The sequence below is a fragment of the Streptomyces sp. NPDC043427 genome, assembly GCF_056436655.1.
Genome location: NZ_JBWKCC010000009.1, coordinates 233,345 through 245,966 on the forward strand (window position 1 = coordinate 233,345; position 12,622 = coordinate 245,966).

Annotated in this window: 11 protein-coding genes; 2 read left to right on the forward strand and 9 right to left on the reverse strand. The window is 72.3% G+C overall.

Annotated features, from left to right (window positions below; genetic code table 11):
* Window positions 1-24: 24 nt before the first annotated feature.
* Window positions 25-930, forward strand: a complete 906-nt coding sequence (locus AC067M_RS18200) for a hypothetical protein (RefSeq protein ID WP_478697980.1) — start codon at window positions 25-27, stop codon at window positions 928-930.
* 48 nt (window positions 931-978) lie between these two features.
* Entirely contained in the window at window positions 979-1,464 is a 486-nt protein-coding gene (locus AC067M_RS18205; RefSeq protein ID WP_478697981.1) for a carboxymuconolactone decarboxylase family protein, read from the forward strand.
* A gap of 90 nt (window positions 1,465-1,554) precedes the next feature.
* Here AC067M_RS18205 and AC067M_RS18210 read toward each other — a convergent pair whose 3' ends face one another.
* The 9 genes from AC067M_RS18210 to sigK all read right to left on the reverse strand — a co-directional run bounded on the left by AC067M_RS18210 (window position 1,555) and on the right by sigK (window position 12,615).
* On the reverse strand, window positions 1,555-2,358 hold the full coding sequence (locus AC067M_RS18210; protein WP_478697982.1) for an aminotransferase class IV: 804 nt from the start codon (window positions 2,356-2,358) through the stop codon (window positions 1,555-1,557).
* Between the two features lie 12 nt (window positions 2,359-2,370).
* A complete protein-coding gene (locus AC067M_RS18215; RefSeq protein ID WP_478697983.1) occupies window positions 2,371-3,549 on the reverse strand; it encodes an FAD-dependent monooxygenase in 1,179 nt (392 codons plus the stop codon).
* Window positions 3,546-5,114: a class I adenylate-forming enzyme family protein gene (locus tag AC067M_RS18220; RefSeq protein WP_478697984.1), complete on the reverse strand. Its 1,569-nt coding sequence runs from the start codon at window positions 5,112-5,114 to the stop codon at window positions 3,546-3,548. Before AC067M_RS18220 ends, AC067M_RS18215 begins: the two co-directional genes overlap by 4 nt.
* Window positions 5,115-5,144: 30 nt before the next feature.
* Window positions 5,145-6,671, reverse strand: a complete 1,527-nt coding sequence (locus AC067M_RS18225; RefSeq protein WP_478697985.1) for an AMP-binding protein — start codon at window positions 6,669-6,671, stop codon at window positions 5,145-5,147.
* The gene (gene pabB, locus AC067M_RS18230; RefSeq protein WP_478697986.1) at window positions 6,668-8,788 is read right to left on the reverse strand and encodes an aminodeoxychorismate synthase component I; all 2,121 of its coding nucleotides are present in this window, start codon (window positions 8,786-8,788) and stop codon (window positions 6,668-6,670) included. Before pabB ends, AC067M_RS18225 begins: the two co-directional genes overlap by 4 nt.
* A 30-nt stretch (window positions 8,789-8,818) precedes the next feature.
* Window positions 8,819-9,406: a hypothetical protein gene (locus AC067M_RS18235; protein WP_478697987.1), complete on the reverse strand. Its 588-nt coding sequence runs from the start codon at window positions 9,404-9,406 to the stop codon at window positions 8,819-8,821.
* 249 nt (window positions 9,407-9,655) lie between these two features.
* Window positions 9,656-11,149 (reverse strand): HEAT repeat domain-containing protein, encoded by a 1,494-nt coding sequence (locus AC067M_RS18240; RefSeq protein ID WP_478697988.1) that lies wholly within the window; start codon window positions 11,147-11,149, stop codon window positions 9,656-9,658.
* 138 nt (window positions 11,150-11,287) lie between these two features.
* Window positions 11,288-12,031, reverse strand: a complete 744-nt coding sequence (locus tag AC067M_RS18245; protein ID WP_478697989.1) for an anti-sigma factor — start codon at window positions 12,029-12,031, stop codon at window positions 11,288-11,290.
* The gene (sigK, locus tag AC067M_RS18250) at window positions 12,031-12,615 is read right to left on the reverse strand and encodes an ECF RNA polymerase sigma factor SigK (RefSeq protein WP_478697990.1); all 585 of its coding nucleotides are present in this window, start codon (window positions 12,613-12,615) and stop codon (window positions 12,031-12,033) included. Before sigK ends, AC067M_RS18245 begins: the two co-directional genes overlap by 1 nt.
* Window positions 12,616-12,622: the final 7 nt, after the last annotated feature.

Below are 12,622 nucleotides of genomic sequence, written 5' to 3' on the forward strand. Positions count from 1 at the left end.
CCGGGCCGGTGGAGGCTGAGGGGCATGCGGCGCAAGGGTGTGAGTCGTGAGGGCGACGGCAGCTTTGACGTGGAAGCGGTGCTCGACGAGCTCTACGCCACGCCGCCCGCCGACTTCGTCTCGCGCCGCGAGGTACTGGCCGCCGCCGCTCGCACGGCGGGACGCGCCGAGGACGCCCGCCGGATCCATGCCGCCCGCCGGCCCACGCTGGCGGCGTGGGCGGCGAACCAGTTGCTGCGCTCCCGGCCGGAGGAGAGCCGGCAGTTCCTGGAGCTCGGGCAGGCGCTGCGCGAGGCCTACCGGACCCTGGACTCGGCCCAGCTCAAGGAGCTGTCGGCGCAGCGGCGCCGTGTCGTCTCCGCGCTGTCCCTACAGGCCGCCCAGCTGGCCCGCGAGGCCGGGCACCGGCTCTCGGACAGCGTGCAGCAGGATGTGGAGTCCACCCTGCGTGCCGTCCTCACCGACCCGGACGCGGCCGAACAGTGGGCCGCGGGCCGCCTGGAGGGCGCCCTCACCCCGCCCTCGGCGTTCCCGTCCGAAACGCCCGCGCCGAGCCGCGCCGAGACGCGGACGACGGCGAAGACGACCCCCGCGCGGGAGAAGGACGAAGTCGCCGAGCGACGCCGGCAACGCCAGGAGCAACTCACCCGGGCCCGCAGGACGGCCGCCGCGGCGGAGAGGCGCCTACGGGACCAGCGCACCCGGCAGGCCAAGGCGGAGGCGTCCCTCGGGCAGGCCCGTGACCATCACGCCCGAGCCGGGGAACGACTGCGCAAGGCACAGGAGGAGGTCCAGCACACGGCTCGGGAGCAGCAGCAGGCCGAAGAGCAGTACCAGGCGGCCACCGACGCGCTCACCCGTGCCGAGCGGGAGGCCCGCGACGCCGCTGAGGAAGTGGACCGGCTGCGACCACCGGGCGAGCGAAAATAATTCCGAAATCCGGCATGGAATTCCCTCCAGCCGGGATAGAGTCTCCCCATGGTCAAGAACGATTCCCCCTCCCGCGTTTCCCTGAAGAGCATTACTCCCGATGTGTCCACAGCGATGAGCGGTCTGCACCGTGCCGCCGTTTCCGCGGCCCAGGACGCCAAGGTCGAGGACGAGATTCTGGAGCTCGTCCGCATTCGCGCCTCGCAGATCAACGGCTGCGCGTTCTGCCTCGACATGCACACCAAGGACGCCCGGGCCAAGGGCGAGCAGGAGCAGCGGCTCCATGTGCTGAACGCCTGGCGGGAGACGCCGTTCTTCTCCGAACGGGAGCGCGCCGCACTGGCGTTGACCGAGGCCGTGACGCTGGTGCACGACGGGCGGGTCCCGGACGAGGTGTACGCGGAGGCCGCCGAGGTCTTCGACGACGCGCAGATCGCGGCGCTCATCTGGGCGGCCACCGTCATCAACGCGTACAACCGGATCGCGATAGCCACACGCATGGTTCCGGGTGCCTATCAGCCCGCCCAGAAGTAATCAGAGGTGAATTGATTTCCCTTCAGGGAATGCCTTTCAGCCCCGGGTCGGAGCTTTCTCCGACCCGGGGTTTCTGCGTGAGAACGGTGATTACAGAAAGGATTCCGGCAGCGGCACCATCATCTCCTCCAGCCATGGCCGCCATTCCTCGGCCCGTGGCGCCGGGGCTGCTTTCAAGGTGCTTTCCGTCCACTCCGTCACCGGGCGGATCCCGTGCAGGGCGTTCACCAGCCACACCTCGCGGCCGTCGAGTTCCTCGATGGTGCGGTCGCGGTGGGCCACGCGGGTCCCGGAGCGGGCGGCGCGTTCCTGGATGAGGCCGATGGTGACGCCGGGCAGGACGGGCAGTTGGGGGGAGGGCAGGCACAGGGTGTCGTCCTCCCACCACACGATGCTGGAGTGGGCGGCCTCCAGGACCAGCCCGGAGGGGGCGACCAGTACGGCCTCGTCGGCGCCGTGGGTGGAGGCCCGGCTGCGGACGCGGGCCAGGGCGGGGAGGTCCGGCCCCTTGCGGCGGGGCAGGCTGCGGGGGTCGGGCTGGCCCACGGCCCAGACGCGCACGCCGGAGCCCAGGGGTGGGGCCGGGCGGAGCAGGAGACGCAACTGGTGGGAGCCCGCGACCAGTTCGACCCGGGGGAACCACTCGCCGGTGCGGGGCAGCGTCGCGGTCACGTCCTGCCAGAACTCGATCAGCCGACGCAGCGGCGGCCCGTCGCACTCGCCGCAGGCGCGCAGGAAACGCTCACGGTGCCGCTCGTGGCCGCGCATGCGTCCCTCGCGCACGAGCCACGAGTCGGCGGCCAGCAGCCGTCCGCCGGCGTCCTGCGCGGCGGGGATGAGCCCGCTGCCGGGACTCCAGGCCAACAGCCCTTCCAGGACGGCCGGTCCGGTCATGGAAGTCTCCGTTCAGTACTTGCGGCCGGCGCTCGCCGGTGAGCCGTTGCGGGGTCCGTAGGGCGCGTGTTCCAGCCAGGCACCGCACCACGGCAGGAGCGGGGAGAGCGCGGCGGCGGCGCGCTGTTTGGCCTTGACGATCCGGCGCGCGGGACGCAGGTGTTCCAGCGCCGTGCCGGCCGCGTCGCTGTTGAACAGGGCCGCCGCCCGGCGCAGGGCGGCGGCCTCCGCGACCGCCTCGGGCGTGCCCGTGGCGACGGCGTCGGCGGCGGCCGCGGCGTCCGCGATCCCGCTGTTCATGCCGCGCGCCCCGAACGGCGGGAAGAGGTGCGCCGCCTCCCCGGCGAGCAGCACCCGGTGGTGCAAGTCGGTGAACTCCGAGGCGACCTTGCGCAGGAAGCGGTACGTCGACACCCACAGGACCTGGTCCTCGTACCCCTCCCCCACGACCCGGGGCAGCCACGCGCGGACGGCCTGCTCGGTGCCGTACGCCTCCTGCCGGTCGTCGTCGCGGCACTGGAGGTCGAGCTGGAAGCCGCCCGTGAAGGGCACCCGCATGACGCTGCGGCCGTCGAGGCCAGGATGCTCGTAGTGGAAGACGCGCTCCAGCGGGAGTTGCGCGTCCGGCAGGTCGGCGATGTCGACGACGACGTGGAAGCCGGCCGAGTGGCCGCCCTGCAGGGTGATGCCCAGTTCGCGGCGTACGGCCGAGCGGGCGCCGTCGGCGGCGATGACATGGCTGCCCGTCCAGGTGCGGCCGTCCTCACCGGTGAGGGCGACGGCGTCCGGGCCGGACCGTACGCCCGCCACCCGGGCGCCCCACACGAACTCCACCCCGGCGTCACGGCAGGCGGCGAGCAGGAAGCGCTCGGTGTCGACCTGGCGCAGGCTGGTGAAGGGCGGGGTTCCGGACGGGGGCGGGAAGGTGCGGGCGTACACCTCACGGCCGCGGTAGAGGGTGCGTTTGGTGTGCCAGGTCCGGCCGTACGAGGTGATCTCGGCGGCCAGGCCCGGGCGCATGCCGTCCAGAAGTTGGAGGGTCTCCCGGTGGACGAACAGGGCGCGGCTGCCGGGCCGTACGCGGTCCTCGGGGTCGGCCTCCAGGAGGAGGACGGGGAGTCCGTGCGAGCGCAGGGCGAGCGCGGCGGCCAGGCCGACCGGGCCGGCGCCCACCACGAGGACCTGGCTCATGTGCGGGCACCCTCGGCCAGCATGCGGGTGATCTCCACGCGTTTCACCTTCCAGGTGGCCGTCATCGGCAGGTCCTCGAACCGCCACTGCCGGGGCTCCGCCATCGTCGGGAGGTCGGCGGTCGCCTCCCGCCAGCGGTCCGGGTCGAGGGCCTGTTCGCCGCGTACGCAGACGACGGGGACCGGTTCGCGGTCCGCACCCGGCACGATGACGACCTCGCGCAGTTCCTCCAGGCGGGACATCAGCGTGTCCTCGATCTCGAGGTTGCTGTGCACGGCGTCGATCTGGTCGATCTCGCGGTCGATGAGGTACAGGGCGCCCCAGCGGCTGCGGTAGCCCATGTCGCCCATCTGCCACCAGCCGCGGTCGAGTTGGCGCTGGTACTGCTCGCGGGCGCCGAGGTAGGTGAGGATGCGCCCCCTGGTGCGGGCCTCGATCCGGCCGGGCGAACCGGGTTTGACGCCGCGGCCGGAGTCGTCCGCGACGCGTACGCGGGTGAAGCCGGGGATGCCGATGCCGACCCGGCGGCCGTCCATGCGGGACGCACCGCGCCGGGTGAACCACTGGAAGGCGACGGGGCCGGTCTCGCTCTGCCCGTAGAGCTGGATCAGCCACGGGGAGCGCCGGTCGGACGCGTCGAGCAGCCGCTGCACGGTGCGCGGGTGGATCGCGTCGAACGTGGAGCCGTAGGAACGCACGCGGGACAGCGGTGCTCCGGGCGCGTCCGCCAACTCCTCCCACAGGACGAAGGTGTTGGGGTGTGTCTCCACGATGCCGGGGCGGTGCCGGGTGAAAATCGGGGCGACGTTCGCGGGGTCCGGGTCGGTGATCAGCACCAGGGGGCTGCCGAAGCTCAGCAGGACGCCGAGCAGGTGGTAGAAGCGCGAGTGCACGAACGACATGTGCAGCGCCGCGGTCTCGCCGCGGGTGGGCCAGCCCATCGCCTTCTGCGGTACGAGCCGGTTCCACATGGTGTTCGCGCAGTGCACGGCCAGCTTGGGGAGGCCCGTGGTGCCCGAGCTGTGGGTGATCAGGGCGGGTTCCCTGGAGTGGAGCCGCACCGGGCGGCGGGGCGCTGACCCGGCGTACTTCTCCAGCGGTACGGCGCCCGGCGCGTCGTCCACGGAGAGGGTGCCGCGGACGAGCCCGGCCACGCCGACGTCCTTCAGCGGGCCCTCCAGCTTGGCCCGGTCGGTGATCAGCCAGGGGGTGTGGAGGCGTTCGAGGAGCCGGCCGACGACCGGGCCGGCGAGGCCGGGCGAGAGCAGGGCGGGGACGGCGCCGATCCGGGAGAGGGCACAGGTCAGCAGCACGATGTCGACGTTGTCCGTCTTGTGGACGGCCACCTCTTCGGCGGGGCGGACGCCGGCCTCCCACAGCTGTGCGGACAGCTCGTCGACAAGGTCGGCGAGGACGGTGTAGGTGAGGTCGACGCCCAGGCCGGGGCTGACGTCGAGCGGCCGGTCGAGGGTGACGAAGACCGGCCCGTGGCGTTCCGCCGCCTGCCGGAACATCGGCCCGAGGTAGAAGCCGCGGTCGGTGAGCAGGGGCTGGTGCGGTCGCATGAGCCGGGTCCTTTCAGTGGCGGTCATGACTCACCACGCGCCTTGGCGGACGAGATGGCGGCGGAGCTTTCCGGTGGGAGTGCGCGGCAGTGACTGCACGAAGCTGACGCTGCGGGGCACCTTGAAGGCGGCGAGCCGGTCGCGGGCCAGCCGGATGAGGTCCTCTTCCAGGCCCGGCGGCAGTGGGCCGGCGGGGACGACGAAGGCGCGCAGGCGGCTCGCGCCCAGCCGGTCGGTGACGGACACGACGGCGACCTCCGCGACCGCCGGGTGCGTCCGCAGCACGGACTCCACCTCCAGCGGGGAGACGGTGATGCCGCCGACCATCTCCATGTCGTCCGCCCGGCCCAGGTGGGTGAAGGTGCCGTCGGGTTCGCAGCGCGCCAGGTCCTTGGTGTTCAGCCAGCCGCCGACCAGGGCGCGCTCGGTCTCCTCGGGGCGGTTGAGGTAGCCGGGCGTCAGCGTCGGTCCCCGCACCCAGAGTTCACCCTCCTCGCCCTCGGGCACGGGGTGGCCCGCGCGGTCGCGCAGCTCCACCTCGAAACCGGGTACGGGACGGCCGACGGTGCCGGGGCGGTTGTACAGGAGGCTGTTGGCGCAGAAGGCGTGTCCGGCCTCCGTGGAGCCGATCTGTTCCAGCACCGGCGCGCCGAGCAGCTCCGTGAGTTGTGCGCCGAGCCCGTCGGGCATGCCCTCGCCGGCCGAGACGGCGGCCCGTACGCTCGCGAAGCAGGTGGTGTGTCCGCCGGCCCGGTCGGCCACCAGGGCGGCGTAGGCGGACGGTACGGAGTAGAGCAGGGTGACCCGGTGTCGTACGACGAGTTCGTCCACGGCGGCCGGGTTGGGGCGGCGGTCGATGAGGACGGCGGAGGAGCCGGAGAAGAGCGGGAAGGCGAAGGCGTTGCCGAAGCCGTAGGCGAAGAACAGCTTGGACACCGACAGCGTGACGTCGTCCGGGGTGATGCGCAGCAGCCGTCGGCCGATGAGGTCGTGGTACGTCTTCGGGTCGCCGTGGCCGTGTACGACGCCTTTGGGGCGGCCCGTGGTGCCGGACGTGTACTGGACGTACAGCGGGGTGTGCGCGTCGACCTGGTGGGCGGTGGTCGTGGGTTCGGCGGTCCGGGTGAGCGCGACGAGCTGGTCGGCGCCGAGGCGGGTGCGGTGCGGGAAGCGGTCGTCGAGGCCCGGGCCCGTCACGCACAGGGCGGCCCCGGTGTCCTCGGCCATGAACGTGTGCTCGTGGGCGGGGAGTTCGGGGTTGACGAGCACCGCGACGGCGCCGAGGCGGGCGACGGCGAGGAAGGTGGTCACCCAGGTGACGGAGTCGGGCAGGGCGAGCAGCACCCGGTCGCCGGGGCGTACGCCGTGGTCGGCGAGGACGGTGGCGGCGCGGGCCGCGAGGTCGTGCACCTCGCCGTGGGTGAAGGAGGTGTGGCCCTGGTGGAAGGCCGGCCGGTCCGTCCAGCCGCGCCGCTCGGCGAGGGTGGCGAGCTGGGCGGCCAGGTTTCCGGGCGCCTCGGTGTGCGCGGGGGGCAGCGTCGTCTGGGGTGTGGTCATCGGGCCGGCTCCTGTTCGGCGGCGGGCGCGGCGGCGCGGTCCCGGTAGGCACGCATCGGGGCGACGGTCTTGAGCAGCATCTCGTCGTACTCGGCGACCGGATCGGAGTCGAGGACGATCGCGCCGCCCGCACCGAGGTGCAGTTGGCCGTCGGCGATCACGGCCGTACGGATGACGATGTTCAGGTCCGCGCCGCCGCTGCACCCGAAGTAGCCGAGCGCGCCGGAGTACACCCCGCGGGCCTCGGTCTCCAGTCCGTCGATGATCTCCATGGTGCGCAGCTTGGGCGCGCCGGTCATGGATCCGCCGGGGAAGCAGGCCCGGACGCAGTCGACGGCGTCCGTGCCCTCGCGCAGGCGTCCCTCGACGGTGGAGACGAGCTGGTGGACGGTGGCGTAGGTCTCGGTGGCCATGAGCCGGGAGACGCGTACCGTGCCGGTCCGGCAGACCCGGCCCAGGTCGTTGCGGAGCAGGTCGACGATCATCAGGTTCTCGGCCCGTGTCTTGTCGTCCGCGGCCAGCTCGGCTCTCAGGCGCGCGTCGTGCGCCGGGTTGTTGCCCCGGGGCGCGGTGCCCTTGATGGGCTTGGCCTCGGCGACGCCGTCCCGGGTGATGCGCAGGAACCGCTCGGGGGACGAGCCGGCGATGTCGAGGTCGCCGAAGCGCAGGAAGGCGGCGTACGGGGCCGGGTTGACGCGGCGCAGCGCCCGGTAGAAGTCGTAGGTGTCGCTCGGTGCGGGGAGGCGGGCCGCGTTGGTCAGGCAGATCTCGTAGCTGGTCCCGGCGTTGAGTTCCCGCATGCAGGAGTCGATGTCGGCGAGGTAGCGGGCGCGGTCGCGGACCAGCCACGGCTCGGCGGTGCCGGGGGCCGACTCGGCGGCGGGGGGTGCGGCCGGGGCGGTCTGTTCCGACACGAAGGTGAGGCGGGCCGTCGTGGCGTCGAGCCAGTCGGTGGCCTCCTGCGCGGCCTGCGGGGTGTCCTCGGCGAGGCAGACGGCGTAGGTGGCGCCCTCCTCGTGGTCCACGGCGATCAGGCGGTCGGCGAACAGCCAGCAGGCGTCGGGGGTTTGGGCCCGGTGGCGGTTCGGTGAGCCGCAGTCGGCCTTCGTCTCGTAGCCGAGGTAGCCGACGTAGCCGCCGGTGAAGTCGAAGGGCAGGCCGGTGGCGTCGACGTGGCGGGTGGCCAACTGCCGCTTGAGGTAGTCGAAGACGTTGGAGCGGACCTTGCGCGTGGGGCGGTCGGGCCGCTCGATCTCGCACACGCCCGCCTCCACGTCGTAGCGCACGAACTCGGCGAGCGGGCCGCTTCCGTCGCCGAGGAACGAGAAGCGGGACTGTCCCTGCTCGACGCGGGAGCTGTCCAGCCAGAACGCGCGGGGCGAGTCGGCGTACATCGACGTGAAGGCGGCCTCGGTGTCCACGGCGGTGGCCATGCGGCGGTAGTGCAGCCGGTGGACGGGCGTCACGGCCCGGCGCTGGCGCGGGATGGAGACCGCGCCGGCGGGCACCGCGGTGTTCTTCGTACGGAGCCGTCGGGCGCGTTCCGCCGTCAGGTTGCGGAAGTTCACCAGCATCCGGTGGCCGTAGTCGGTGAGCACCGACTCGGGGTGGAACTGCACGCCCCACAGCGGTCGGGTGAGGTGGCGCAACCCCATGACGACGCCGTCCTCGGCCCAGGCGGTGGCCTGAAGGGTCTCCGGCAGCGGTTCGGCGACGGAGAGCGAGTGGTAGCGCACCACGGCGAAGTTCTGCGGCAGCCCCTGGAACAGGTCCCGGCCGTCGTGCCGGACGGTGGACAGGTGCCCGTGGCGGGGTCGCGGCGCGGGGCCCACCCGGCCCCGCTCCCCCACCGCGATCCCCTGGTGGCCGAGGCAGACCCCGAGGACGGGGACCTCGGCGTCGGCGATGAGCCGGGCGGCGATGCCGAAGTCGCGGGCATCGGCGGGGTGCCCCGGCCCCGGCGAGATCACCACGTTGTCGAACGCCCGAAGATCGGGAATCTCGTCGGCCGGGGTGTCATTGAGGACCACCGTCGGTTCCTCGCCGTTCACCTCGGCGAGGAGCTGGTACAGGTTGTACGTGTACGAGTCGTAATTGTCGATGAGCAGGGTCTTCACCCGCCCACCTCCCTTGCGTCGTTCTCGGCCCTACGCCGTCCGCCGTTTGTGCCGTCCACGGAGTGCCTGCAGCGGCGGATACAGCCATTTCTTCAAGAAACGCTGGAGTCGCGGCATCAGAATCCAGGTGACAAGCGCTGTCACACACAGGCACAACAGCAGAGTCCGGATGAGGGGATTGAGGGTTCCGAGATAGGGGAGCACTAATAGATTAAATAAAAGCACGGGCGGGAATACCGCGCTCATGTTCACGAACCACAGCTTCCACTTCGGGGGCGGCCGGGGCGCGGCCGGTGTGGCGGGCTGTGGGGCCTGGGCGTCGAACCAGCTGCGGGAGCCGACCACCGTCCGGCGCCCCGTCTCCCGGGCCAGCCCTTCGAGCCGGGCCGCCATCTGCACCCAGTCGAGGGAGTTCTCCCAGGTCCGAGCGGCCTCCTCTGCGTTGAAGCGGTAGACCACATGCCACTCCGCCTCTCCGTCGACGAGCACGCCACCCCCGAGAAAGCCCGGCTGCTGCGCGCCTGAGCGCAGCACGGCCCACCCCCAGTTGTGGAAGTGGTCCTCGCGGCCCGGCACCACCGCGTACGCGAGGGTGACGGTAACGGGATTCCTGGTCACGCCATCCGATACGGGCGACCTCCACAGGGCGTTCAAATATTCAACGAGGTTTTTTCACCCTGTCCGAATCGCGACTCTTTGGCGTCTTTTGGGTCGCCTTGTTGTCGTCTGCCGAGGTGATACCGGACGTAATTTTCCGCTAATTTCCGAAACCGCTTGCCGCGTCTAGGAATGGGCATGCACGATCGCCGTCCGCTCAGAAACGAATGGAGGAGATCCCTGTTGCGAAAGTCCCGGCTCCGGGCCGGGTCAGTCGTCAGAGGCGCGCTCCAGGGCCTTGAGCAGGTCGGTGGCGGCCCACCGCAGCCGAACGGAGCCGTTCGAGGCGAAGAAGAGCAGTCGTCGGCGTACGCCCGCGCTGTCCGGCGGCAGGGCCCCTGCGCCCTCCACCCAACGCCCGAGCCCTCGCACGGCCTGGTAGCGGACGGCGTCGCGCGCATCGTCGAGGGCTCTGACGAAACGTCGTACATCGCTCCGGGCGTTGTCGTCGGTGGTGTCGTCGAGGTCGAGGAGCGACAGAGCGGCGGCCCGGACCTCCCCCGAGGGCGCCTCGTCCGCCAAGCGCCGTACGGCGGGCAGTGCCTGGGCGAGTCCGTGCAGTGCGTCGCGTGTCCGCCAGACGTCGTCCCGCCCGGAGGCCAGGTGCGCGCCCAGCGACCAGGCCACCAGATGGCGTTCCCAGAAACGGAGTCCGCCGGACACCCGCGCGCCCAGACCGTCGACCGCGCCCGCGCGCAGGTGGGGATCGGGGTCGTCGAGGAGCGGGAGCAGCAGCCACACGGCGTCCCATCCCCCTGTCTCTCCGATGGCCGCGGCCGCGGCCGCCCGGCTGGGGCCGGGCAGCCTCTCGTCGTCGAGTGCCGTTCGCAGGTGCTCGGCGGCGGTTCGCGTGCCGAGGTGGCCCAGGGCCCGGGCGGCCCACCGTCCGGCCTCGACATCGCGCAGCCACCGCACCGCCGGGCCGGTCGCGCGCCGGTCGCCGCGCTCCCCGAGCCAGACCAAGAGCTGCGCCGCCGCGTCCGGGTCCCGCTCACCCTCCAGCGCTGCGGCCAGGGCGTCGTCCGCGTTCTCGGAGTCGGCGTCGAGCAGCCGCCTCGCCACCGCGATCCGTACCAGCGGGGACGGGTCGCGCAGCCCGGTGAGCAGCGACTCCAGCAGCCCCTCGGTGCAACGGGTCGGCAGCATGTCCAAAGCCCGGGCCCGGGTGGCGCCCACCCCCTCCGTGGCCGCGCGGAGCACCTCCGCCCTGATGGCAGGGTTCACCTCGAACCGGTACACCAGCTTCCGGGCGCGTCCCCAGACGACGCCGTCGGGATCGCCGAGCAGTGCCACCAGGGCCGGAGCGTCGCCGGGGACTCCCACCGCGTCCAGCCCGATCAGGGCGTTGATCCGCACATGCCGGTCCGGATCGCGGAGCAGTCGCGTGAACGCCGCCGTCCCCGCCTGGCCGTCCAGTCCCAGCCGGATCGCGGCAAGCGAGGCCCTGCGACGTACGCGGGGGTCCGCATCGCCCATCAGGAGCGGCAGCACCTCGCGCCCGGCTTCCCGCGCCCCGAGCCGGCCCAGACCCTGCGCCGCGGCCGCCCGCACCACGGGGTCGCGGTCAGCGGTGGCCTTCACGAGGACGGCCGCGTGATCGGGGCGGCCGACCCTCCCCAGCCCCTTGGCCGCAGCCGCACGCCGCTCCGGGGCCGGTCCTCCCAGTTCCCGCAGAAAGTGAGCGATCTGGTGATCAGCCCCCATGACACCCCCCGTGAAGCAAGACTCCTCAGTCGCCCGGAGGTTGTAGCGCGAGGACGCCGAGGGTGCTCCGCACCGGCCCGTTCACGGGTCGCTCCGCTGCGCCCGGAGCGAGCCTGCGAAACCGGTGGCGCCACACGATCAGGAAGAGCGGACGGGCCAGATGGTGAGGGGATGAGTGGTGGGCCGGGGGGAGCCTGTGCCCGGTTCGACGGTGATGGCAAGTGCGGCCGCGGCATCGGGCGGAGGGAGGGGCACGGCCTGGATGCTGGCTCTGGCGGGGAGGAGCCCGGCGGAGCGGACTGTGTCGCCGGGGCCGGCGTACCAGAACTGGTAGGTCCTTCCGGAGGGGAGGGGAGCGAGGTCCTGGCAGAAGTAGGCGGCCTGATTCAGGCGGTGTGAGACCGCCAGGGTGCCGGAGCCGCCGTAGGCGATGTCCTTCTTGACGAAGGTGGTGTCGGGAGCCGAAAGGAGCTGGGCGAGGTCGGCGGCGTGGCTCTGGGCTTCCTGGCGTGCCTGCAGCGTCTCCTGGTACTGCCAGGCCGCCAGACCGCCGAACGCGGCGGCCCCGGCCAGACTGGCGGCCAGCGCGAGACGCAGCAGACGTGACGGGGATCGTCTGCCGCCCCGCTCGTCCGCCCGACCGGGGAGCTCCATGGGGAACTGGGGAGCGCGGGCCGCCTCGGCAAGGACGCGTTCCTTCAAATGCGGCGGCGGGGTGCGGGCTGTCACGAGGGCGAGCCAGGCTGCGGCCTCCTGCTGGCCGGCGGTCTCCTGGGCGCAGTCGGGGCAGCCGGCGACGTGCTGCCGGAACGCCTCCCGCTCCTCCCGGTCGAGGGCGTCCGCGGCATACGCGCCTGTGAGGTCGTGCGGGTCGTCGGTCATCACCGCAGGGCTCCCAGGCAGTTCCGCAGGCGGGTCAGCGCCCTGCGCAGGCGGCTCTTGACGGTGCCCAGCGGCAGGGACAGTACCGAAGCGATCTCGGTATGGGTCAGTCCGCGGTAGTAGGCGAGCAGCACCGGCTGCCGCAGCTCGGTGGTCAGCTCCTTCAGGCAGGAGAGGACCTGCTCGCGTTCTCCGAGCGCCTCCACGGTCTCCACGACGTCGTCGAAGTCGGGTGTCGATTCGTGCTGGGAGACGGCGCGCTCGCGTTCGGCGGACCTCTGCGCGGTGCGGACGCTGTCCACGGCGCGGTGGTGGGCGATGGTCATCATCCAGGTCATTGCGTGCCCGCTCTCGGGCCGATAGCGGGGGGCGGTCTGCCAGACCTCCAGCATGACCTCCTGGGCGACCTCTTCGGCGCGTGCCGGGTCCTGCAGGACCTGGCACGCGATTCCGTAGATCGGGCCGGCGACCGCGTCGTACAGGCGGGCGAAGGCGTCATGGCTGCCGGCGGCGACGGCCACCATGAGACGGTCCGTCTCGGATGCACCGAGCTGCCGGGCCCCGGGGGGCTGTCGCTTCGCCACACCCTCT

What these genes read in the sequence shown, in the direction of transcription:
- AC067M_RS18225 (WP_478697985.1), bottom strand. Translation starts at nt 6,671, where the DNA reads ATGACCACACCCCAGACGACGCTGCCCCCCGCGCACACCGAGGCGCCC.
- AC067M_RS18220 (WP_478697984.1), bottom strand. Translation starts at nt 5,114, where the DNA reads ATGCGACCGCACCAGCCCCTGCTCACCGACCGCGGCTTCTACCTCGGG.
- AC067M_RS18245 (WP_478697989.1), bottom strand. Translation starts at nt 12,031, where the DNA reads ATGACCGACGACCCGCACGACCTCACAGGCGCGTATGCCGCGGACGCC.
- AC067M_RS18240 (WP_478697988.1), bottom strand. Translation starts at nt 11,149, where the DNA reads ATGGGGGCTGATCACCAGATCGCTCACTTTCTGCGGGAACTGGGAGGA.
- AC067M_RS18210 (WP_478697982.1), bottom strand. Translation starts at nt 2,358, where the DNA reads ATGACCGGACCGGCCGTCCTGGAAGGGCTGTTGGCCTGGAGTCCCGGC.
- AC067M_RS18205 (WP_478697981.1), top strand. Translation starts at nt 979, where the DNA reads ATGGTCAAGAACGATTCCCCCTCCCGCGTTTCCCTGAAGAGCATTACT.
- AC067M_RS18200 (WP_478697980.1), top strand. Translation starts at nt 25, where the DNA reads ATGCGGCGCAAGGGTGTGAGTCGTGAGGGCGACGGCAGCTTTGACGTG.
- AC067M_RS18215 (WP_478697983.1), bottom strand. Translation starts at nt 3,549, where the DNA reads ATGAGCCAGGTCCTCGTGGTGGGCGCCGGCCCGGTCGGCCTGGCCGCC.